This window comes from Arthrobacter sp. AIWTK1, assembly GCF_056680535.1.
This window is the reverse complement of the sequence record NZ_CM155287.1, coordinates 17,280-38,572: the sequence shown is the minus strand read 5'-3', so window position 1 is coordinate 38,572 and position 21,293 is coordinate 17,280. Positions and strand designations below refer to the sequence as shown.

Below are 21,293 nucleotides of genomic sequence, written 5' to 3'. Positions count from 1 at the left end.
GGAAGCTGTGGCGATGACCACAAGGGCCGGCCTCCCTGTCCCCCCGCGGGAGCTTCATTCATCGATACAGAGGATTTTCCGCATGCAGTCTGTAGACATCGCTGTCACGGATCTGGCGTCTGCCACCAAGAAGTTCTTCCGGCGCGTCCTGCCCATCATGTTGGTCATGCTCGTCTGCAACCAGCTGAACCGGTCAAACATCGGCTACGCTCAGGACCACCTGCAGGCTGATGTCGGCATCGGCGCCGCCGCCTACGGTTTCGGAGCCGGGCTGTTCTTTATCGCCTACGCCATCTTTGGACTCCCCAGCAACGTGATGATGGAGAAGTTTGGCGCCAGGATCTGGCTGACCAGGATCATGGTCAGCTGGGGGGGCATCTCCTTCCTGATGGCGTTCGTGGAGAACGAGACCATGTTCTACGTGCTGCGGTTTCTGCTGGGAGCGTGAGGCCGGGTTCTTCCCCGCCGCCATCTTCTATTTCGCCCGCTGGGTGCCGGCAGGCCAGCGGGTCAAGGCCACCGCCATCTTTATCGCCGGTTCCTCGGTGGCGGCGGCTCTTTCGGGAGCTATCGCCGGAATGCTGCTCAGCCTTCAGGGTGTGCTGGGATTCCGCGGTTGGCAGTGGCTTTTTGGTTTCGAGGGCCTGCTCTCCGTGGTCGTTGGCTTTACGGTGTACTTCCTTCTGGATGCCAAAATCGAGGACGCCAAATGGCTCACGCTCAGAGAAAAGGCTGCGCTCATCAGCGCCATCGCCAGCGAGGATGCCCAGCACGCTCCTAGCGGCAGCAACAACGGCAGACAGGACAATAGCGTCGACCGTTGGAAGATGCTGCTGAACCCGCAGATCCTCCTGCTGTGCGGCATCTACTTCTCAGTCCAACTGTCCATCTACGCCAACACCTTCTGGCTGCCAAGCATCGTGAAGCAGATCCCCGGCACCACGGACCTGAGCGTCGGATTCCTGTCCGCCATTCCGTGGGTCTGCGCCGTCGTCGCCATGCACTTCGCCGCCAAGTGGCAGGACAAGGGCAAATCCAAGCGCCCGCTGCTGGTGGTGGCCCTGCTCGTCGCCGCCGTGGGAACGTTCGCAGCGGCCACCGCCACTCCGGTCCTAGCCCTGGTGTTCCTGGCCGTCGCCGCGATGGGCTTCAAGAGCGCCTCGCCGTTGTTCTGGACCCTCCCCCAGTCGGGCCTGCATCCCCTCGTACTTGCACCGGCCATCGCCATCATCAACTCACTCGGAAACCTCGGCGGCTTCGTGGCCCCTTTCGGCTTCGGCATCATCAAGGAACAGACCGGAAGCGTGGTTCCGGGACTGTTCGCACTGGCGGCGGCGTCCACCCTCGCCGCCGGTCTGGTGTACTTCCTCAAGGAACGGACGACGACGGCGGAGCCGCCCGCCGTCGTGCCTGCCGACAATGCCCCTACGGTGACCCGGGAACCGGCCGCGATCCGCTAGGCACCTCCTTAGCCCGGTCAGCCGGACGTCGACGGCGCCTGCCCGGACCTCCGCAGCATGGCCTCCTCGAGCAGTGCCACCACGGTGTAGAGGATGATCGAAACCAGCGTGATCACCACCACCGATGCCCATACTTCATTGTTCCTGGCCCGGGACACTGCGGAGATGATGGCGTAGCCGATTCCCTCGCCGGTGGCCAGCCATTCCGCCAGCAGCGCGCCGGTGATCGCCCCCGGGATGGAGACCTTCACGGCCGTGAAGAACGCCGGCAGGGACGACGGCAGGGCGACCTTCAGCAGGGCGGTCCAACGGGAACCGCCGTAGACATCGATCACTTCGATCATGGCCGGGGAGGCCGAGCGCAGCCCGAACACAATCGTGACCAGGGCCGGGAACAGCACCACAATCCCGCCGATGGCAGCAACAGCCGGTTCCTGCCTGCCGAAAATCAGGATGATGATGGGCGCGAGGGCCACAAGCGGCACCGAACGCAGGAGCATGGCCACCGGCATCAGCGCGTTCTCCACCCCGCGGAACAACACAAACACACCGGCAATCACAACGGCTCCCACCATTCCGGCGGCGAACCCCAGGAAAGCGTCCACCATGGTCTGGCCAAGGTTCTGCAGGACGGCCTGCCGGTTGGCCTCCGCGGCCGGCACCGAGAACAGGAAGTTGAACACGTCCAGCGGCCCCTTGCCGACGAACGGCGAGATGTTGAAGAGCTTCAGCAGTGCCACCCACAGCAGCAGCACCACGGCCAGGGAAACCAGCAGGCCGGCGGCCGCGCGGGCCGCGCCTTTGAGTGCAGCCAGGCCGGCCGCCGATCCCGGCATCATGCTGCCGCCCGGCGTCCGGAGGACCACGGCGTCACGAACCGTGCCAGCAGCGCGAAGACGCCATAGCCTGCGCCGGCGAGCAGGCCTGCCACCAGGGCAACGCCCCACGCCCTGGCGATCTCGAGGTTCTGTTGGGCATTGACCAGTGCCGGGCCGATCCCCCGGTCCACGCCGCCCACGTATTCGCCGAGCACGGCCCCCAGCACGGCGGCCGGGACGGCGATCTTCAACGCGTTCAGGATTCCGGGCAGGGCGGAGATGAGCTGTACCTTGACCAGCTGTTTCAGCCGGCCGCCGCCGTAGACTGCCACGAGGTCCAGGCTTGCCCGGTCCGCGCTCTTGAGTGCGGCCAGCGCACCCACCACGGTGGTGAAGAAGACCGAGATGCCCGCCAGCAGGACGGCCGTGCCCGAGGATTCCCCCCGGGCGGGCGACCCGATAACTATGAACGCCAGCGGCCCGATGGCAACGATGGGCAGGCAATAGCTGATCACCGCCAGTTGGGTGACCAGCCGTTCCAGTGACGGAAGCACCAGGACACTCGCGGACAGCAGCAGCGCGGCGGCGTTCCCCCACAGGTATCCTGCGGAAGCCTCCGCCACTGTCACCGCCAGGTTGGGCCAGTAAAACCCGACGCCGTCGCTCGCCAGCTGTCCCAGGACTTCCGGCGGCGTCGGGACGGCTCCGCCGGATCCGTCCGCACTGGCACCCACTCCGGAAAGCACTGTCGCGGCGGCCAGCCACCAGAGCGCGACGGTGGCCGCAACGCCGATCCCGGCCGAAGCCCATGGCGGCAGCGGCCGGGCCGCCGTCGTACTTAACAGGAACGACCGCGTCATGGTGATTCCACCTCCTCAAGGGGCGCACCGGCGTCGCCGAACAGGAGTTCGGAGGCCCGGTCGCACAGCGCATGAAACTCCGGGGTCCGCATCATTTCCGGTGTCCGCGGCCGGGGAAGGTCCACGGTGATGATCTCCTTGATCCGGCCCGGACGGGCGCTCATCACAGCCACCACATCGGAGAGGAACATGGCCTCCGCGATGCCGTGGGTGACCATCAAAGTTGTGGCGGGCTTCTCCGTCCAGATCCGCAGCAGTTCCAGGTTCAGCCGTTGCCGGGTCATGTCGTCCAGCGCCCCGAACGGCTCATCCAGCAACAGCACCGAGGGCTTGAGCGCCAGGGCCCGGGCAATGGACACCCGCTGGCGCATGCCGCCGGACAACTGGGCCGGCTTCGCCTTTTCAAACCCCTTCAGCCCGATCAGGTCCACCAGGTCGTCCACCATGGCGTGGTCGACGGGGAGTCCTGCCACCTCGAAGGGCAGCCGGATGTTGGACACGGCGCTGCGCCAAGGGAGCAGCGCCGGATCCTGAAAGGCAATCCCCAGTTCGTGCCGGGTCCGCAGCTCGGCCGGCGTATGGCCGTCCACCGTGACTTGGCCGGAGGTGGGGGTTTCCAGCCCGGCCAGGATCCGCAGGATGGTGGACTTGCCGCATCCGGAGGGTCCCAGCAGGGAAAGGAACGTTCCCTTGGACGTCATCAGGTTGGCGTCTTCCAGCGCCACGACACTCTGCCTGCCCATCCGGAAGCTCTTGCCCAGGTTACTGAGCGATATGCCGGTTCCGGAAAGCAGTCCCCCGGCTACGGCTTCCGTTCTCACTTCAGTCATGCGTCCTACTTCAGGTCCGGGTTTTCGGCATAGACCTCGTCCAGGAGGCTCAGGTCAAAGATCGTTTCTGCGGTGGTGTCGTAGCCGGCCAGCTTGAGGATCTCGATGTTCTTGTCCATCAGCTCCTTGGATACTGTGAACAGGCCGTTGCTGTCCGTCTCCGGCGTGGTGATGAGCTTGGTGTTCTGGGCCTCGGCCTGGCCCTTTTCCTTGTCCATGGTCAGGCCCAGCTCTTTGCCATACACCTCAACGGCGAGCCGGGCAGACTCAGCCGGATCAGCCAGGGCGTCCTTCCAGCCCTTGATGGTCGCCGCCAGGAAGGCCTTCAGCTCCGGCCTCTTGTTCTTGATGGACTCGTCCGTGACCACGAAGCTCTCGGCAACAAAGGGCAGGCCATTGTCCGCAAACGGCAGGACCGCCGTCTTGTGCCCGCCCAGCTCAAGGGTGAGCACTTCGTTGGTCAGGTACGCGAAGAACCCCTCGACGTCGCCGTTCAGCAGTGGCTGCGGATCGTACTGCACCGGCACCTTGGTGACCTTGGACGGGTCAATCTTGTTGACCTCGAGGAGGGCATCGAACAGCGTTTCGTTAACGCCGGCCTGGACGCCGATCTTCTTGCCGACCAGGTCCTCCGGGGCGGTGATCGAGTTGGCAGCCAGCGAAACGATCGTGAACGGATTCTTCTGGTACGTGGAGCCGATGATCTTCAGCGGCGCTCCTTCGTTGAGGACCACCGGCGCCACTCCGACGGGCGACGACGTGCCCACCAGCGCCTTGCCGGAGAGGACCATGGTTTCCGCCGAAGCCCCGCCGGGGCCGCCGGCGATCAGGTTGACCGCGCTGAAGCCGGCGTCCTTGTAATAGCCCTTGCTGTCGGCAAAGTACTCACCGGCGAACTCCGAGTTCTTCAGCCACGAAAGCTGGACCTCGAGCGTTCCGAAATCGGCCGCAGCCCCCGAAGCACTGCCTGACGCAGCCGGTGCCGTGGCTCCCGATTCACCTCCGCAGCCGGTCAGCGCCACCAGCGCCGCCGACGAAAATCCTGCAAGCACCATCCGCCGTGATGGGCGCAGCGGGCGTTTTTCCGAACTGAAAGCTGTCATTCGTCTACTCCAAATCGGGGGGCGGTCACATGTACAAGCGGCCCCGTGGGCCGTCTGGCACCGACACTATGGAACGGTTGTTTCAGGAATCAGCCCGAGCCGTTTCAGCGAAGTTAACTGTCGTTTAGCAGGGTGGGGCTGGGCTGAGGTGGGCGCGGGAGGCGCGCTGCAGGGAAAAGGCGAGGCGCGGTCGGCGGCGCGATGGGCCGAAACGGCGAAAAGCGGTCGGTTAAAGCAAAAGAACCCCGGTCCTAAGACCGGGGCTCTTTCATTGCGTGCGCGAGGGGGGATTTGAACCCCCACGCCCTTTCGGACACTGGCACCTGAAGCCAGCGCGTCTGCCGTTCCGCCACTCGCGCGCAACTTCTTTCACCCGACAGGAGCCCGTTTTCCGGACTGCCAGCCTCGTAAAAGCAGCGAGATCAAGCATAACGGACAACCACGGCAAAACACCAATCGGGCCCTGCAGCACTCCCGGCGGGCTGAATCATCCACCCGGACGGGCCCTTAAAACGATGCCGCCGGGCCCGCGTCAGGCCGGGGCGGAAAGAACTATTCTCCCCGCCCCGGCGTTGTGCATTAAGGTCATTCACAGCCCCGCCCAGTAGTATCAGGTGTAGGAGTGCCCGTCCCCGGCGCACTTCCGGCAGTGTTGTGAACTGAGTTCCGAATCGTGTGCTGCCCCGCAGCCGTAAGGAGAGGAGAGGTGCCATGGGAATGCTGGACAAAGTCGAGCGCGGCATCGAAAAGGCCGTCCGCGGTGTCTTCTCCACCGGTTCGCGGGCCCAGGTTGAGCCTGTGGAAATCGCCAGCCGCCTCCGCCGGGAAGTGGACCACAAGGCCATCACCATCGCCGCCGGACGCACCCTTGCACCCAACGTTTTTGATGTCCGCCTGAGCGAAGACGACTTCAAGCGCGCCCAGGAATGGGGCACCCCCCTCGCCGAGGAACTGTGCGATGTGGTGATCAACCACGTCCGCAGCCAGGGCTACACACTCCAGGGCTCGGTACGCATTTCTTTCCGGCGCGACGGAGAAATCCGCGCCGGAGATTTCGAGATCGATTCAAGGACGGAAAAGGCCTCCGGTTCCGCCGCGGCCCCTCCCGTGCCGCGCAACAACGTGCCGGCCGCGCCCAGCCGCCAGCCGGTGCGGCTTCAGCCGGTCCTGGACATTGACGGCCAGCGCTACTCGCTCAACGCCGCTTCCATCGTGTTGGGCCGGTCTTCGGAAGCCGACATCCTGGTGGACGACACCGGAGTTTCCCGCCGCCACCTCGAAATCCGCACCGCCAACGGCACCACAGAGGCCGTCGACCTGGGATCCACCAACGGCAGCTACGTCAATGGACGCAAGGTCGTCGGCAGCGTCGACCTGACCGACGGCTCCACCATCACGATGGGACGGACCAAAATTATCTTCCGCCTTTTGCCCGCCAATTCCGGTGGCCGCCCGTGAGCGAACTGACTATTACGGCCCTGCGGTTCGGGTTCCTCCTGCTGCTATGGGTCCTCATCTTCAGCATCGTGTCCGCCATGCGCCGCGACCTGATGATCGGCAGGAAGGCCGCCATGGGCGCCCCCACTGCCCGCCAGGTCCGCAAGCACCCTGAACTGGCGGAGACTGCACCGCCGCCCGCGAAGCAGCAGGCCCGCCAGCTTGTTGTCACGGAAGGTCCGCTCAAGGGCCACACAATTCCGCTCGCGGACAGTCCCATCCTCCTTGGCCGCGCACAGGAGGCCACCCTGGTCCTTGAGGACGACTACGCCTCAGGCCGGCACGCCCGGCTCTTTCCGCAGGGCAGCCGCTGGTTCATCGAAGATCTCGGCTCGACCAACGGCACGTACCTGGCCAATCAGCAGCTCACCCGCGCCCTCCCGGTGGAGCTCGGTGTCCCCGTGAGAATCGGCAAGACGGTCATCGAATTGAGGCCATAGCCGTGGCCGTCCCGGAAACTCCCGCCGACAAGGGCTCCACCCCGACGCGGCCGCTCATCATGCGCTACGCCGCCCGCTCAGATGTGGGACGAATCCGAGCCAAAAACGACGACTCCGCCTACGTCGGCCGGCACCTGGCCATCGTGGCGGACGGCATGGGTGGCCACGCCGGAGGTGACGTTGCTTCAGCGGCCACCGTCCTGGATATGCTCCACCTGGACCACGGAAATTACGACGGCGATGCCGGCACCGTCCTGGCGGACGAGATCCAGACCGCAAATTCCCTCCTGTCCGAACTGGTCCACATCAATCCCAAGCTCGCCGGCATGGGGACCACCGTCACGGCACTCCTCCTCGCCGAAGGCAAACTGCACTTCGCCCATATCGGCGACTCCCGGGCATACCGGCTGCGCAATGGCGAATTCAAGCAGATCAGCGTCGACCACACCTTCGTCCAAAGGCTCATCGACGAAGGCCGGCTGCGCCCTGAGGAAGCGGAAACCCATCCGCACAAGAATGTCCTCATGCGCGTCCTGGGCGACGTCGACGCCAGCCCCGAACTGGACCTCGCCACCCTCGACGTCGAACCCGGCGAGCGATGGCTGCTCTGCTCCGACGGCCTGAACTACGTTGCCGGACACGTCGTGGAGCGCACAGTCCGCGAAACCAAGGATCTGCGCGAGTGCGTCGAAACGCTGGTGGATCTCACCCTCGAAGCCGGAGCGCCGGACAACGTCACGGTGGTGATGCTTGAAATCGCGGAGCAGACCCCCGACGACATCCGCACCGCTGCTGTTGAGATCGTGCAGCCGCCGGCCGCCGCCGAGGACGTCACCAAGGCGGCCGCCCTGGCAACGGCCCAGCCGAACCCGGAGCCTAAAGCAAAACCTGCCGACGACGCGAGCGGCAGCGACACCCGCGGCGAAAGCGACACCCGCGGCGAAGACGCCGGCACCGGTCCGGCATCCAAGGCCACTGAGCCCACCACCAGCACGGACCCGCACCTGGGCGAGCACCTCTCTGCCGCCGTCCTCCGTGAGGAACTTTCCATGCGTCCGCATGAGCTCGTCGGCGCAGCCGCCTCCGCCGCCGAGTCGGGGTCCATTCCCACGATTGCCGGCCGGACTGTCGCGCGACGCGCCGCGACCGTCCTCACCCACAAATCGGAGCAGGACCGCGAGGAAACGGACGAGTACAAGCCGGCCGCCAAGCCGCGCCGCTGGGTGACAATCGCCACCGCGGCGGCTCTCCTCGTCATCCTGAGCGTCGGGCTGTGGCTCGGCTATGCCTGGACGCAAACGCGCTACTACATCGGCGAATACGATTCGCGGGTCGCCATCTATAACGGCGTGTCCCAGCGGCTGGGGCCAATTCAGCTCTCAACGCTGGAGACGGTAACGGACATCCGCATGTCCGATCTTCCGGAGTTCTCGCAGCAGCGGGTCCGCCAGACCGTCCCGGCCCGCGACCTTTACGATGCGCAGCGGATCGTCAAGAACCTCGATCTCACCGGAACGACGTCGCCGGCCGAGGAGTGCGCCAGCGCGTCAGCCACGCCCACCGCCGCCTCCCCGTCCGCCTCGGGAGCCGCGCCGGCGCCAAGCGGCACGGCGCCGCCCGGAAAGGCAACACAGTCCGGAACCCCCAGCCCGTCCACCAACCCTTGCGAGGAGGCCAAGTGACACAGATTGAGGCCACCCCCAAGCCGCGCAGGAACACCGAACTGGCGCTCCTGATCCTTGCCCTTGCCGTGGGCATCGGCGCCAATGCCCTGGTGGGCGTGGACCAGGAAAAAGCATTTGACCAGGATTTCTGGTTCCAGTCCAGCCTGCTCGCTGCCGCCGCCCTGGTCTTCCACGTCGTGCTCCGCGTCCGGGCCAAATATGCCGACCCGGTTATACTTCCGCTGGTTGTGGCCCTTAACGGCCTGGGCCTGGCCATGATCCACCGGCTGGACGCCCCGGGGGACGATACAGGCAACAACCAGCTCCGCTGGACCCTGATTGCCATGGCCGTGGCCATCGCGGTCATCTGGTTCCTCAAAGACCACCGGATTCTCCGGCGGTTTACTTTCATTTCCCTGGCCGCCAGTGCACTCCTGCTGATCCTGCCGCTGATCCCGGGCATTTCGGCCGGTGAAATCCTCGGTGCCCGCGTCTGGATCAAGCTCGGCCCCATGACCTTCCAGCCGGGCGAAATCGCCAAGATTACGTTGGCCATATTCTTCGCCGGGTATCTTTCCTCCAACCGGGACCTGATTCTCCTCGCAGGCCGCAAACTAGGCCCGTTGCAGTTCCCCCGGGTCAAGGACATGGGCCCGATGATCACCGCCTGGCTGGTGAGCATCGGAGTGCTGATCTTCCAGCGTGACCTCGGTTCCTCCGTGCTGTTCTTCGGCCTCTTCATTGTGATGATCTACGTGGCCACGAGCCGGATCAGTTGGGTAGTGATCGGCGTGGCCCTGATCCTGGGCGGCGGATATGTGGCCTCCAAGGTTTTCTCCCACGTTGGCCTCCGCATCGACGGGTGGCTGAACGCCTTTACGGACGAGGTGTACGGGCGGCAGTTCGGCGGAAGCTTCCAGATTGTGGAAGGCCTGTTTGGCATGGCAAACGGCGGCCTCGTGGGCACCGGCCTTGGCCAGGGGCGCCCGAACCTGGTCCCGTTTGCCAACAGCGACATGATCATCGCTTCCTTCGGCGAGGAACTCGGCCTGATCGGGCTCTTCGCGATCGTCCTGATGTACCTCCTGCTGTTCACGCGCGGGTTCCGGGCGGCCCTGGGAACACGGGATGCCTTCGGAAAGCTGCTGGCCTGCGGCCTGTCGTTCGCCATCGCGCTTCAGTGTTTCGTGGTGATTGGTGGCGTGACGCGGCTGATCCCGCTGACCGGGCTCACCACACCCTTCCTGGCTGCCGGCGGATCCTCGCTGCTGGCCAACTGGATCATCGTGGGGCTGTTGCTGATGATTTCGCACGCGGCCCGTGGCCCGGTGGATACCACGCCCATGCCGCAGGGCGCCGCGCCCGCCGAAGAGAAGCCTGTTCCGCCCTCCCCGCCGCGCCCGGCCAAACAGCCCGGCCGGCAGCCCTCCTCCACCCATCCCGACGCGCCAACTGAAGCGGTGAAACAGCTGTGAACCACGCCATTCGGAATTCATGGATCGCCGCTGTGGCCATGTTCGCGCTGATCTTCGGCGCCCTCAGCTATGTGCAGGTGGTGGGCGCCGACGAACTGCAGGCAAACCCCTGGAACAAGCGCGCCATCCTGCAGAACTACTGCAACGACCGCGGAGCCATCATCGTCGGCGGAAAACCCGTCGCGCAGTCCGTTGCCGCCACCGAAAGCTGTAAGTTCCAGCGCACCTACACGGAGCCCGAACTGTACGCCGGCATCACGGGGTACTTTTCCAAGAACTACGGCGTCACAGGCCTGGAAAGTGCCCTCAACGAGCAGCTCGCCGGCAGCTCGGACCAACTCTTCCTGGACCGCGTCGGCCAGCTGTTCCTCGGCAACCAGCCGAAGGGCGCCTCGGTGGAACTTACGCTGGACCCCGCGATCCAAAAGCTCGCCTACGACCTCATTCCGGACGGCCAGCGCGGCTCGATCGTGGTGACGAACCCGAAAACGGGTGACATCCTGGCCATGGTCTCCAAGCCGTCCTACGATCCCAACCTGATCGCAACCCAGGACGCGAATGCCGAGGCTGCGAATTTCAACGAGCTGAACAAGGTCCCGGGGATCAACCTGAACCCGAATGTCAGCGGGCCCACCGGTGCACTCCTGGCGCCGGGTTCGGTCTTCAAACTCGTGGATACCGCCGCGGCGCTCAGCTCAGGCAAGTACAACAAGGACAGTGAGCTGCCCAACCCCGCCGAGATGAGCTTCCCCGGCATCCAGTACAAGCTGCCGAACTACGCCGGCGGCAACTGCTACACCCAGAACACGGCCAGCTTCGCGTTCGCCCTTCAGCAGTCCTGCAACACCCCGTTCGCGTCCATTGCCCGGGACCTGGGCCAGAAGGCAATCGCCGACCAGGCCGCAAAGTTCGGCTTCGGCGAGGACCTGGGCGACCAGCTGAAACTGGATTACGCCAAGAAGGCCTTCCCGGAGGAGGAGCTGGACCCGGCCGGCCTCGCCCAGTCCGCCATTGGCCAGCGCGACGTCCGTGCCACCCCGCTGCAGATTGCGCTGATGACGTCAGCCATCGCCAACGGAGGAGTCCAGATGAGGCCCAACCTGATCAAAACGGTACGGTCCCCGGACCTGCGCGTTATCAGCGAACCGAAACCCGAAGTCCTCCGGACATCCACCAGCCCGGAAATTTCCCGGCAGATCACCGAGTGGATGGCCAGTGTGGTCAGTGAAGGCATCGGCCGCGGGGCCGCCGTACCGGGCGTCCAGGTGGCCGGCAAGACCGGCACTGCAGAGCTTGGAACCGACGGCTTGAACAATTCATGGTTTACCGGGTTCGCCCCGGCCAACGACCCTCAGGTGTCGGTGACCATCGTCATGCAGGGCGTGGACATCACCACCGGTGCACAGCTAACCAGTCCGAACGCGAAGAAGATTTTTGAGGCGGTGTTGAATAAGTGAGGCCTACATCAGGGATCACACTCGGCGGGAGATTCCAGCTGACCACGCGTATTGCGATTGGCGGGATGGGAGAAGTCTGGAAGGCCAAGGACCTTATCCTTGGACGGATTGTCGCCATCAAGGTGCTCAAAGAGGAGTACACGGGCGATCCCGGGTTCCTCCAGCGCTTCCGTGCCGAGGCGCGCCACACGGCGCTGCTGAACCATGTGGGCATCGCCAACGTTTTTGACTACGGCGAAGAAGAGGGATCGGCGTACCTCGTCATGGAGCTGGTCCCGGGCCAGCCCCTGAGCAGCATCATTGAGCACGAACAGGTCCTGTCACCGGACCGTACGCTGTCCATGATCGCCCAGACCGCCCGTGCCCTCTCGGTGGCCCACTCCCAGGGGCTGGTGCACCGCGACATCAAACCCGGGAACCTGCTGATCACCCCGGACGGCCGTGTCAAAGTCACCGACTTCGGCATCGCCCGGCTCGCGGACCAGGTCCCGCTGACGCAGACCGGGCAGGTGATGGGCACTGCCCAGTACCTCGCACCGGAACAGGCCACCGGCCAGACCGCCACCGGTGCCTCGGACATCTACTCGCTCGGCGTTATCGGCTATGAGTGCCTCACGGGGCACCGTCCGTTCTCCGGTGAATCGCAGATTGCCATTGCGCTTGCCCAGGTCAATGATGCACCGCCGCCTCTTCCGGAAACACTGCCGACGCCGGTGCGGGCACTCCTGATGTCCATGCTCGCCAAGGATCCCAAGAACCGCCCGGCCAACGCCATCAAGCTGTCCGAGGCAGCGGAAGCCATCCGCAACGGTGACATCGCCACAGCCCACGCCGCCGTTCCCGGAATGCTGCTTTTCGAAGCGGCCACGGGACCGATCACCGCGCCGGTGGACATTCCCACCGCCGCCACCGGCGTCATTGAGTCACCCGAAAAGGACAAATCGACGACGGCGACTTCCGCACTTCCGGTGGTCGGCGCCGCGGGTGCCGGCGCGGCAGCAGGGCTTGCGGCGGGTGCAGCCGCTGCCGGGGCCACCGGTCCGCACAGCACACTGTCACGCGCCGACGCACTGGCTGCCCAACGCAGCTGGGACCAGGAAGAAGAGCAGGACCGGTACGACGAACCGGTGGACGAGCCGCAGCGCAAGGGCCGCAGCCCCTGGACGTGGCCGCTCATCGCCCTCATCGTGCTCGTCCTCTTCGCACTGGTGGGTCTCCTGCTTACCCAGGCTGGCATCTTCTCCCCGTCCCGCCCCGCCGAGTCTTCGGCGACGTCCACCAGCGCCAGGCCCAGCACCACCAGCGCCTCGCCGACGTCCCGTTCGGCCAGCCCCACACCCTCCAGCGCGAGCCCGACGCCCACTCCCACGCAGTCGACTCCGGAGACCATCAACCTGATCCCGGACGCCTATCTGGGCCAGCCGTACAACACAGTCCGCAGCCAGCTCGTCGGCATGGGGCTGACAGTCAAGGGCGACCCGGTCTTCAGCGACGCGGCGGAGGGAACGGTCACCAACATTGAGCCGTCCGGCCCCGTAAACCCCGGGGAAACCATCACGGTCACCTATTCCAAGGGACCGGAACCTGTTCAGGAGTCGTCAGTGCCCGCGATTGGCGTTGGCAGCACCGAGGCCCAGACGCAGAAGGCGATCGAAGACGCCGGGCTCCGGTGGGTCAAGGGAGCGGACGTACCCGGCAGCACCGGACAAAAAGCGGGGACCTTCGTCAGTTCGGAGCCGGGCGCAGGACAAAAGGTCCCCGCCGGATCCGTGGTGACCTACCACCTCGCCGCCGAACCCGCGCCCACCCCGAGCACGTCGACGACGAACTAACGCGTACCGTGCCGAACTCACCCCGTCTCCCGTCGCACAGAGAGGACAGCCTCCCAGTGAATACCCAGCGCGTCCTCAACGGACGGTACGAACTCGGTGAGCTGATCGGCCGAGGCGGCATGGCGGACGTCCACCGCGGCGTTGACACCCGGCTGGGCCGGACCGTGGCCATCAAGTTGCTGCGGCCGGACCTTGCCCGTGATCCGCAGTTCCAGGCACGCTTCAAGCGCGAGGCCCAGGCCGTGGCGGCATTGAACCATCCTTCGATCGTCGCCATTTACGACACCGGGGACCATGCCGTGCCCGGCGGCCCCGAGGACACCGTCCGGGTGCCGTACATCGTGATGGAGTTCGTGTCCGGGAAGACCCTGAGGGACCTCATCCGCGCGAAGGAAGTCAGCATCGGTCATGCCATCGACTTCACCCTTGGCGTACTGTCCGCCCTCGAGTACAGCCACAGGGCCGGAATCGTGCACCGGGACATCAAGCCGGCCAACGTGATGTTCTGCGAAGATTCGGACACCATCAAGGTGATGGATTTCGGGATTGCCCGGGCCATGGCCGATTCGTCCGCCACGATGACCCAGACACAGGCAGTGGTGGGCACGGCGCAGTATCTTTCCCCGGAACAGGCACGCGGTGAAACCGTGGACGCCCGCAGCGATCTCTATTCCGCGGCTTGCCTGCTGTACGAGATGCTGACAGGGCGGCCTCCGTTCATCGGCGACAGCCCCGTTTCGGTGGCCTACCAGCACGTGCGCGAGATTCCGGAACCGGCCAGCAGCCTCAACCACGAAGTGTCAGATGCCCTGGACAGTGTCCTGGCCAAGGCCTTGCAGAAGAACCGTGCAGACCGTTTCCAGGATGCCGCCGCATTCCAGCGGGCACTCCGGGCAGCCCGCAATGGTGTCCCCGTGCCCGATGTGGCGGCGGGCGAGGCATCGACGGATCCCAACAACACCGTGCCAGCCAACGAACGGACGGCCCAGGCCGCGCCGTACTCGCTGACCGGGGCAAGCTTCCTTGACGATTCGCCAAGCGGCCGGCTCCGCCCCCTCCATGACACGCTAGGCGACGACCAGGCTATTCCCGCCCAGGTATATGAGCCTTCGGAATCCAACGATCTCCCCCTCGGCTTTCCGCCGGAACGGGAACGTACCCCGCGGCAGAAGTCCCGCCGTCGGACGTGGATTGCCACTTTGGTGATATTCACCCTGCTGGTGCTGGCTGGCGGTGGCCTGTGGCTCTACAACATGATGAACCAGCCGCCGCCTGCGGTGGCGAAGGTGGAGGTGCCGGCCGTATCGGCGCTCACGGAGTCCGAGGCGCTGCAGCGGCTCTACAATGCCAGGCTGAGCCCGCAGATCACCAGGCTGCCGCACGACACCATCACCAAGGGAACGGCGATCGGCACGGTGCCGGCCGCCGGCACGGCCATGGAGCCGGAATCGAAGATAACCTTGAACATCTCCGACGGTCCAAGCGCTGTCAAAATCCCGGATAACCTGCCCGGGCGGACGGAAGCAGCGGCCCGGGATGTCCTGCGCCAAATAGGCCTTGCCGGCGCCCCCGGGACCACCATGGCCAACAGTGCCACCGTTCCCGCCGGAATCGTGATCACCACCAAGCCGGCACCGGGCGAGACGGTCGCCGTCGGAACCGCCGTGGAAATCGTGGTGTCCACCGGCAAGGTGGCCATGCCCGAACTCCGCGGTCTGCCCCGGGCGGAGGCCGAGACGGCACTCAAGAACCTTGGCCTGGGGATCGACGTGAAAGAAGTCGAGAACTCCGAAGTTGAACCCGGGAAGGTGACCGACCAGAGCGACGCCGTCAATGCCCTGGTTGAGCAGGGGAAGACCATCAGCATTGTCGTTGCCAAGGCGCCGGCTCCCAGCCCGAGTCCCACGCCGACCCCCACGCCGACGCCGACGCCGACTGAGACGGGCCGGAACCGAGGATAACGGGCGCGGCCCCGGCGCCTCTAATTGGGTGCCTGAAAAAAAGGCGCCCGGCCGTTAGTGCTGGATCAGCGGGCTGAGTTTGGCGGCCCGCTCCGCTGCACCGGTCATGCCGAGGGATTCCAGCCAGTTGCCCAGCATCTGGTAACCGCCCTCCGTGAGGACCGACTCCGGGTGGAACTGCACACCGCAGAGCGGTGCCGTCCGGTGCTGCAGGCCCATGATCACGCCGTTTGCCGTCTGGGCTGTGATCTCGAGGATGTCCGGGATGGTTTCGCGGACAGCGGCCAGGGAGTGGTACCGCGTGGCGGTGACAGGGGAGGGAAGTCCGGCGAAGACGCTGGCTCCTTCATGCTCCACGAGGGACGTCTTGCCGTGCATCAGCTCGGGAGCGTGCGTCACCGTGGCTCCGTAGGCCTCAGCCAGTGCCTGGTGCCCCAGGCAGACGCCGAACATCGGCTTGTCGCGGCTGCCGCACCACTTGATCAGGTCAATGCAGACGCCGGCTTCCGCAGGGGTGCCAGGGCCCGGCGAGATGAGGACGCCGTCGCGCGCGTCCGCCATCTCGATTGCCTCAGCGAGGGTGACGTCGTCGTTCCGGACCACCGTCGTTTCGGCGCCGAGCTCCTGGAGGTAGCCCACCAGGGTGTAAACAAAGCTGTCGTAGTTGTCTACGACCAGGATCTTGGTGGTGCTCATTGTCGAGTTACTAAACCAATCGTTGAGTCGGTGAACTGGGTGAACTGTGACATCCAGGGGAAGAGGAACTGAACCATCAATACCAGCACTCCGGCCAGCAGCACCAGTGACGTGGCAATCCTGAACCACAGCGGCCCGGGCAGGTGGCGGAAAATCCATCCGTACATGGCGTCAGCCCTTCCCGAGTGCCTTGGCCACCTGGGCCGCGATTTCTGCCGGTGGTCCAGCCGAAGCGGGCTGCCAGTGGTCCAGCAGGGAGTATGCAATGATGCGTTCCTGCGAGCCGAAGCGCGGATTGCAGCTGGTCATGGTGAGGTAGGCCTCCGTGGGCCGGGCGGCGGGCTGGGTGGGCACGGGGAGCAGCACATCCGTGGCCGACGGAAGCACGATCTGGTTGTTCCGAAAGACGTACACATAGAACCCGTCCCTGGTCTGTACGTAGATTTTGTCGCCGGGAACCAGGGTGTGGATGTTGTCCAGGACCGCTCCATGGGTCTGGCGGTGACCGGCCACGGCGAAGTTGCCGGTGGCCCCGGGCATCGCCGTGTCGTTGTAGTGGCCCAGGCCCAGCGTATCCAGGACGTCCGTGGAGGTTCCCTGCACGATGGGCCGGGTATAGTCCGCGCCAAAACGGGGGATGTACATGATGCCGATGGTCTGGCCGTGTCCGGGCGCTTCGGCGACCTTGGGCGGACCGTAGTCGGCTGGCGCGGAGGTCGAGGGGCCCGGCGCATCGGATGCCGCGGGAGCCGGGGACCCGCCCAGTTCCTGGGCGAAATTCCGGATGGTCTCGCTCTGCTTCGCATCGGATTCCACGTTGGTCCACCAAAGCTGCCACGCAACGAACAGGAGCAGGACGACACCCACCGTGATCAGCAGCTCGCCAACGATCTGGACGAGTTTACGGAGAATCCCGACGCCGCGTGCCGGCACGGCAGCGGCGGCCTCCTTCTCCAGCAACACCACGTGGTCTCCTCAATTGGCGGCCTGGGCTGGCGCCGGCGTGTTCTGAACTACAGCTAGAATTGGCTGCTAGTAAGACTTCAGACCTGACCAGGGCGCCAACCCCGCCGGCATGTTCCTTCCTGCAGGATATCAAGCCGGAGGCTCCGCCCTGATTCAGCCCGACCAGGAGGACCTGTGCCCGAGTCAAAGCCACGAAAAAAGACCGCCGCCGCGGAAAAGCCGGCTTCAGCATCGCAGGCCTACAAGCCCAACGCCGTCTGGTTTAAGCCGGTCATGTTCGGCCTGATGATCATCGGACTGCTGTGGATCATCACCTTCTACATCAGCGAAGGCGCCCTCCCGGTCAGGGACTGGGGATCCTGGAACATCGTGGCCGGCTTCGGCATTGCCATTGCCGGTTTCCTGATGACCACCCGCTGGCGTTCCTAGCCACAGACTTCCCGCGCCCGGCATCCGCCCGGCCAACACCTCCGCTACACGAAAAAGTCGGACCGGCACGCTGTGCCGGTCCGACTTTTTGTTGCTTGTGTATTGCCGGCAGTTACTTCCTACTGGCCGGGGTTGACCACATGGATTGCCAGGTCAGTACCGGCGTCGGAGGTTACGGAAATCTCCACGCCGTGACCTGCAACCTTCACGCTTCCGTACGGGTTGTCGGCGCTGTAGTAGGCCAGCGGATCACTGTCCTTGAAGACACCGATCGGGGCGCTGCTCGGGGCGCAGGCGTCGAGCGAACTGACGGACGGACTGCGCTTCGTGCCGGACTGGACTTCCTTCCCGATGCACAGCGGGTCGGTGGCCTCCAACCCGAAGGTCGCGTCGAAGGGCTGGCGGGTGTTGCCGGGCATCGTGCCATCAGACCACTTCAGCGGTGCGGGCCGGGCATCCACGGGCAGTGCCGACCCGCCGCCGGGGTGTGCCGACACGTTGTTGTCCGCGTAGGAATCGTCGATGTACCAGACCAGCATTCCGTTCTGGTACTTGAAGAAGTCCACCCAGTTCGGTGCCGTGATGGCCTTGGTGAAGGCATACGGTCCTTCCGCTAGCGTGGCGTCAAAGCCCACATATTCACGGTTCTCCACGAGGTAGTACTGCTCAGTGGTCCGGGTCACGGAACCGCTGCTCAGCTGCCACGGCTCTTCGGCAATCCACTGTCCTGCGCCGGATTCGAAGTCCTCGCTCGCGATGACAGTCTTTCCGGCCGAAATCTTGACGTCGTCAATGAAGGCGCCGGGGTTGTGGACACCGCCGTCGGTCTGGTACCTGAAGCGGAACAGCGATTCCAGGCCGGCTGCGTCGTAGGAGTAACGCACCTGTCCCCAGGCCGCGGATCCGCTGAGTGCACGCCCTGCGGACTTCCAGGTCTTGCCGCCGTCGGTGGAATACTCGCCGTAGAGGTAGTCGTAGTTCGCTTCGATGTCGTACCAGGCATTCGCCGTGACGGTCACCCGCGACTGTGGCGGGACGGTGCGGGTCAGGGACTTGTTGAGGTTGTCCGCGCTGCCTGTCCACCACGCGTGGCTCCCTGAGGCGGGAGTTGTGTAGTTGGTGGTGGTGGTCTTATCCGGCAGGTTGACCCGGACAGCCTGGTCCTTGCCCTCAGCCTGGAGCTGGGACGGGTTGAGGACAAAGTCTCCGCTAGCCCCCGCCGTCACTGTGCTGAAATCGAGCCAGCCGAGGAAGAGCTTCTCTTCGGGCCCCATCAGACCCGGGGTGGTGCCGATCCCTTCGTTGGCGGAAGTTCCATGGCCCAGCCAGGAGCCTGCGCTCATGAGGGTCCAGAACGCAGTGCTGTTGGTTGCAGCTCCCGAGGTGTCATAGAAGTCCGGCAGTCCAAGGTCGTGGCCGAATTCGTGGGCGAAGACGCCGACTCCGCCGTTTTCGGGTTCTGTCGTGTAATCGCCCAGCCAGTATTTGGAGGACCCGATCCGGGTTCCACCGGAGAGGTTGCCTTCCGGGCCGGCGGAGCCGAACTGGTTGCCAAAGGCATACCAGCGGTGGGACCAGATGGCGTCTTCGCCGAGGGTGCCACCTCCGGCTTCCTCGCCCTCGCCTGCGTGGACTGCCTGGAAGTGGTCGATGTAGCCGTCTGGTTCGTTGAAGTTGCCGTTGTTGTTGTAGTCGTAGCGGTCCCACACATCGAACTGCGCGAGGTACGCGTCAATGTCAGCCGGTGACTTGCCGGCCGCCACCTGGGAATCCCACCATGCGTTGCCGGAGTCCCGGACAAAGGCCCAGGCACCGCCGGTGTCCTCGGTGGCGTTGTCGCCATAGAAGGAGCCGTTATTGGGCACCTTAACCCAGTCCGTCACGGTGTTGGTTACCGAATACGCGTTATTGGAAACGGCCTCGTAGTACCCCTTCATGGATTCGCCGCTGCCATTGAAGAGTTCTTCGTAGTAGGCAGGGCTGAAATCCTTGGTCCACAGCGTGGTGTTGTCCACCGCCCGGTCCGGTTGCGCGATGGTGTTGTGTACCGGCCCGGGCGTCGTTCCGAACCGGCCCGATCCCTGGTCGCCGAACTCAGCCAGGATGGTGAAGATCTTGTCCTGCTTAGCGGTTTCCACCTCGGCGAATTTGTCCGGCGCCAGCTGGACCACGCCGTCCTGGCTGGCTTTCGCCTGCCCCTTGGCCACCTTTTCTATGGCTGCGTTGCGCCGATCCACGAGTTCCTTCGTCCGCGGTCCCGGACGGTTGTCCTGCCGGACTGCCGCGGCGGCCCTGGTTGAGCCGTCGTCGGCAGGTGGCGCGGCTACGGCCGGGGCCTGGATGCTGAGCATCCCGAGAACGACCCCCGCCACGCCGGCCACGGCAATTTTGGTTTTCCTCACACGTACCTCCCAGTAATTTGTGATCAGAGCCACAGCATAATGTGAGAGTGAGCGTTCGACTATGAATTTCGCGATCACCACGTCATGTCCTGCGCCGGCCGCTCAATATGCTGGACGTGGCAACACCGTGCAGGAATAGCTAAGGAAACCAGATGATCCCGGACGAAAGCCGCACCATCATCGGGAGCGACGGCCTGGCCCGTCCGCCGTGGGCCGCGGCGGACCCGCTGCTCCAGCAGTATTACGACACCGAATGGGGCATGCCCGTCCGTGACGAACAGGGCCTGTTCGAACGCATCAGCCTGGAGGCTTTCCAGGCCGGACTCTCCTGGGCCACCATCCTGCGGAAAAGGCCAGCCTTCCGGTCGGCGTTCCACGACTTCCAGCCCGACACGGTGGCGGCGTTCACCGAAGACGACGTCGAACGCCTGATGCTCGATGCCGGCATTGTCCGGAACCGCTTGAAGATCAGGGCGGCCATCACCAATGCCCAGGCCACCATCGCCCTCCGGGGCGAGGGCGGGCTGGTGGACTTCGTGTGGGGCTTCCAGCCGGCGGTGACACCCAGTCCGCAGAGCCACGCAGAGATCGCCACAACCTCACTGGAATCCATTGCCCTCTCCAAGGCATTGCGCGCCAAAGGCTTCGCTTTTGTGGGACCCACCACGATGCACGCGCTCATGGAAGCGATCGGCATGATTGACACGCACCTAGTGGACAGCCATCGACGGGGCTCCTCCGGCGTGTGGACGGACCGGCCTGAGTTATCCCGTCCCTGTGGGGAAACTTATCCCCATTGTTGATAAGTCAGACGCCGGCGAGGGGCAGTTCTGCCAGCCATGGCCCGATCTGAGCCGCGCAGGGGTTGAATCACAGTCCCGTAAGTTATTAACAGTGTGGATTGTCTGTGGATAACCCGTTTGCCGGACCCCAATCGGAAGAAAATCCTGACACCATCAGGGAGCTGTTCCCGTGGCGGGACCAAAATCTCACACTTGGGACTGCCAAGGGGCGGCGGTGGACTTATCCACTTAAGAACAACGCTATCCCCAGAAGTTATCCACAGGTGGGGATAAAGCGGGGGATAATTCGACCTTTGGGCCTGGCCGAGGCTCCAACCCGCCAAATTCTTGGGTGAAACGTCCGCGTCGCAAGTTATTAACACTGTGCATAACCTGTTGATCAAGTCCCGTTCCCAGGATGAACCAAGGATCGGACGGGGTTTTTCGACCCCGAACGTGGGTGGTGGATCGTGTGTGTTCCCCCTCCCCGGCCGTCGTTCACGCGGACTTCGGTCCGCCGCGGTGGTTGCGGCAGGCGCCCTGCATCCGGTTCTCCTTGCCGAGTTGTCCACTTAACCACAGCCTGCAGGAACATCTTTATCCACAAATGTGGACAACGGT

General features: G+C 64.6%; 19 protein-coding genes and 1 tRNA gene. 11 read left to right on the top strand and 9 right to left on the bottom strand.

All coding sequences use genetic code 11. The annotated features are described in order from the left end of the window. Positions 1-82 precede the first annotated feature (82 nt). Together AC1MDG_RS00180 and AC1MDG_RS00175 are read left to right on the top strand one after the other, a co-directional pair. Positions 83-448 carry an MFS transporter gene (locus AC1MDG_RS00180; RefSeq protein ID WP_479806768.1) on the top strand — a complete coding sequence of 122 codons (366 nt, stop codon included), beginning with the start codon at positions 83-85 and terminating at the stop codon, positions 446-448. Between the two features lie 43 nt (positions 449-491). After that, on the top strand, positions 492-1,460 hold the full coding sequence (locus AC1MDG_RS00175; protein WP_479806767.1) for an MFS transporter: 969 nt from the start codon (positions 492-494) through the stop codon (positions 1,458-1,460). 17 nt (positions 1,461-1,477) lie between these two features. On the opposite strand, the gene AC1MDG_RS00170 is transcribed toward AC1MDG_RS00175, so the two are convergent. The 5 genes from AC1MDG_RS00170 to AC1MDG_RS00150 all read right to left on the bottom strand — a co-directional run bounded on the left by AC1MDG_RS00170 (position 1,478) and on the right by AC1MDG_RS00150 (position 5,430). Further along, positions 1,478-2,299: an ABC transporter permease gene (locus AC1MDG_RS00170; RefSeq protein ID WP_479806766.1), complete on the bottom strand. Its 822-nt coding sequence runs from the start codon at positions 2,297-2,299 to the stop codon at positions 1,478-1,480. Further along, the gene (locus tag AC1MDG_RS00165; protein ID WP_479806765.1) at positions 2,296-3,138 is read right to left on the bottom strand and encodes an ABC transporter permease; all 843 of its coding nucleotides are present in this window, start codon (positions 3,136-3,138) and stop codon (positions 2,296-2,298) included. The genes AC1MDG_RS00170 and AC1MDG_RS00165 overlap by 4 nt, the downstream gene beginning before the upstream one ends. Next, positions 3,135-3,968 carry an ABC transporter ATP-binding protein gene (locus AC1MDG_RS00160; protein WP_479806764.1) on the bottom strand — a complete coding sequence of 278 codons (834 nt, stop codon included), beginning with the start codon at positions 3,966-3,968 and terminating at the stop codon, positions 3,135-3,137. Before AC1MDG_RS00160 ends, AC1MDG_RS00165 begins: the two co-directional genes overlap by 4 nt. Before the next feature lie 5 nt (positions 3,969-3,973). Further along, entirely contained in the window at positions 3,974-5,071 is a 1,098-nt protein-coding gene (locus AC1MDG_RS00155; RefSeq protein WP_479806763.1) for an ABC transporter substrate-binding protein, read from the bottom strand. 276 nt (positions 5,072-5,347) lie between these two features. Next, a tRNA-Leu gene (locus AC1MDG_RS00150) sits at positions 5,348-5,430 on the bottom strand. 352 nt (positions 5,431-5,782) lie between these two features. Here AC1MDG_RS00150 and AC1MDG_RS00145 point away from each other — a divergent pair. Genes AC1MDG_RS00145 through pknB form a run of 7 tightly spaced genes read left to right on the top strand, consistent with a single transcriptional unit; the run spans position 5,783 to position 15,397 of the window. Continuing rightward, complete coding sequence (locus AC1MDG_RS00145) at positions 5,783-6,529, top strand: FhaA domain-containing protein (RefSeq protein ID WP_043479832.1); 747 nt, start codon at positions 5,783-5,785, stop codon at positions 6,527-6,529. Beyond that, on the top strand, positions 6,526-7,008 hold the full coding sequence (locus AC1MDG_RS00140) for an FHA domain-containing protein FhaB/FipA (RefSeq protein WP_011689896.1): 483 nt from the start codon (positions 6,526-6,528) through the stop codon (positions 7,006-7,008). Before AC1MDG_RS00145 ends, AC1MDG_RS00140 begins: the two co-directional genes overlap by 4 nt. 2 nt (positions 7,009-7,010) lie before the next feature. Continuing rightward, the gene (locus AC1MDG_RS00135) at positions 7,011-8,690 is read left to right on the top strand and encodes a PP2C family protein-serine/threonine phosphatase (RefSeq protein WP_479806762.1); all 1,680 of its coding nucleotides are present in this window, start codon (positions 7,011-7,013) and stop codon (positions 8,688-8,690) included. Next, positions 8,687-10,147 carry an FtsW/RodA/SpoVE family cell cycle protein gene (locus tag AC1MDG_RS00130; RefSeq protein ID WP_043479827.1) on the top strand — a complete coding sequence of 487 codons (1,461 nt, stop codon included), beginning with the start codon at positions 8,687-8,689 and terminating at the stop codon, positions 10,145-10,147. Before AC1MDG_RS00135 ends, AC1MDG_RS00130 begins: the two co-directional genes overlap by 4 nt. Further along, positions 10,144-11,604 carry a peptidoglycan D,D-transpeptidase FtsI family protein gene (locus tag AC1MDG_RS00125; protein WP_479806761.1) on the top strand — a complete coding sequence of 487 codons (1,461 nt, stop codon included), beginning with the start codon at positions 10,144-10,146 and terminating at the stop codon, positions 11,602-11,604. Before AC1MDG_RS00130 ends, AC1MDG_RS00125 begins: the two co-directional genes overlap by 4 nt. Beyond that, on the top strand, positions 11,601-13,436 hold the full coding sequence (locus AC1MDG_RS00120; RefSeq protein ID WP_479806760.1) for a protein kinase domain-containing protein: 1,836 nt from the start codon (positions 11,601-11,603) through the stop codon (positions 13,434-13,436). Before AC1MDG_RS00125 ends, AC1MDG_RS00120 begins: the two co-directional genes overlap by 4 nt. A gap of 8 nt (positions 13,437-13,444) precedes the next feature. Continuing rightward, entirely contained in the window at positions 13,445-15,397 is a 1,953-nt protein-coding gene (pknB, locus tag AC1MDG_RS00115; protein WP_479806759.1) for a Stk1 family PASTA domain-containing Ser/Thr kinase, read from the top strand. Between the two features lie 54 nt (positions 15,398-15,451). Here the strand turns inward: pknB and AC1MDG_RS00110 are convergent, their stop codons facing one another. Genes AC1MDG_RS00110 through AC1MDG_RS00100 form a run of 3 tightly spaced genes read right to left on the bottom strand, consistent with a single transcriptional unit; the run spans position 15,452 to position 17,059 of the window. Beyond that, positions 15,452-16,093, bottom strand: a complete 642-nt coding sequence (locus AC1MDG_RS00110; protein ID WP_479806758.1) for an aminodeoxychorismate/anthranilate synthase component II — start codon at positions 16,091-16,093, stop codon at positions 15,452-15,454. Then, positions 16,090-16,260, bottom strand: coding sequence for a hypothetical protein (locus AC1MDG_RS00105; protein ID WP_011689889.1), 171 nt, complete (start codon positions 16,258-16,260; stop codon positions 16,090-16,092). Before AC1MDG_RS00105 ends, AC1MDG_RS00110 begins: the two co-directional genes overlap by 4 nt. Before the next feature lie 4 nt (positions 16,261-16,264). Next, on the bottom strand, positions 16,265-17,059 hold the full coding sequence (locus AC1MDG_RS00100) for a class E sortase (protein WP_479806757.1): 795 nt from the start codon (positions 17,057-17,059) through the stop codon (positions 16,265-16,267). Between the two features lie 174 nt (positions 17,060-17,233). On the opposite strand from AC1MDG_RS00100, the gene AC1MDG_RS00095 reads away from it, so the two are divergent. Then, positions 17,234-17,488 (top strand): cell division protein CrgA, encoded by a 255-nt coding sequence (locus AC1MDG_RS00095; RefSeq protein WP_043479817.1) that lies wholly within the window; start codon positions 17,234-17,236, stop codon positions 17,486-17,488. Positions 17,489-17,607: 119 nt separating this feature from the next. Here the strand turns inward: AC1MDG_RS00095 and AC1MDG_RS00090 are convergent, their stop codons facing one another. Beyond that, positions 17,608-19,890 (bottom strand): immune inhibitor A domain-containing protein, encoded by a 2,283-nt coding sequence (locus AC1MDG_RS00090; RefSeq protein WP_479806756.1) that lies wholly within the window; start codon positions 19,888-19,890, stop codon positions 17,608-17,610. A 152-nt stretch (positions 19,891-20,042) separates the two neighbouring features. Here AC1MDG_RS00090 and AC1MDG_RS00085 point away from each other — a divergent pair, with 152 nt between their 5' ends. Then, the gene (locus AC1MDG_RS00085) at positions 20,043-20,693 is read left to right on the top strand and encodes a DNA-3-methyladenine glycosylase I (RefSeq protein ID WP_479806755.1); all 651 of its coding nucleotides are present in this window, start codon (positions 20,043-20,045) and stop codon (positions 20,691-20,693) included. Positions 20,694-21,293 lie beyond the last annotated feature (600 nt).

Excerpts from the sequence above, each read along its gene's own strand:
- AC1MDG_RS00110 (WP_479806758.1), bottom strand. The coding sequence starts at position 16,093 with ATGAGCACCACCAAGATCCTGGTCGTAGACAACTACGACAGCTTTGTT.
- AC1MDG_RS00155 (WP_479806763.1), bottom strand. The coding sequence starts at position 5,071 with ATGACAGCTTTCAGTTCGGAAAAACGCCCGCTGCGCCCATCACGGCGG.
- AC1MDG_RS00160 (WP_479806764.1), bottom strand. The coding sequence starts at position 3,968 with ATGACTGAAGTGAGAACGGAAGCCGTAGCCGGGGGACTGCTTTCCGGA.
- AC1MDG_RS00180 (WP_479806768.1), top strand. The coding sequence starts at position 83 with ATGCAGTCTGTAGACATCGCTGTCACGGATCTGGCGTCTGCCACCAAG.
- AC1MDG_RS00145 (WP_043479832.1), top strand. The coding sequence starts at position 5,783 with ATGGGAATGCTGGACAAAGTCGAGCGCGGCATCGAAAAGGCCGTCCGC.
- AC1MDG_RS00085 (WP_479806755.1), top strand. The coding sequence starts at position 20,043 with ATGATCCCGGACGAAAGCCGCACCATCATCGGGAGCGACGGCCTGGCC.
- AC1MDG_RS00165 (WP_479806765.1), bottom strand. The coding sequence starts at position 3,138 with ATGACGCGGTCGTTCCTGTTAAGTACGACGGCGGCCCGGCCGCTGCCG.
- AC1MDG_RS00170 (WP_479806766.1), bottom strand. The coding sequence starts at position 2,299 with ATGATGCCGGGATCGGCGGCCGGCCTGGCTGCACTCAAAGGCGCGGCC.
- AC1MDG_RS00105 (WP_011689889.1), bottom strand. The coding sequence starts at position 16,260 with ATGTACGGATGGATTTTCCGCCACCTGCCCGGGCCGCTGTGGTTCAGG.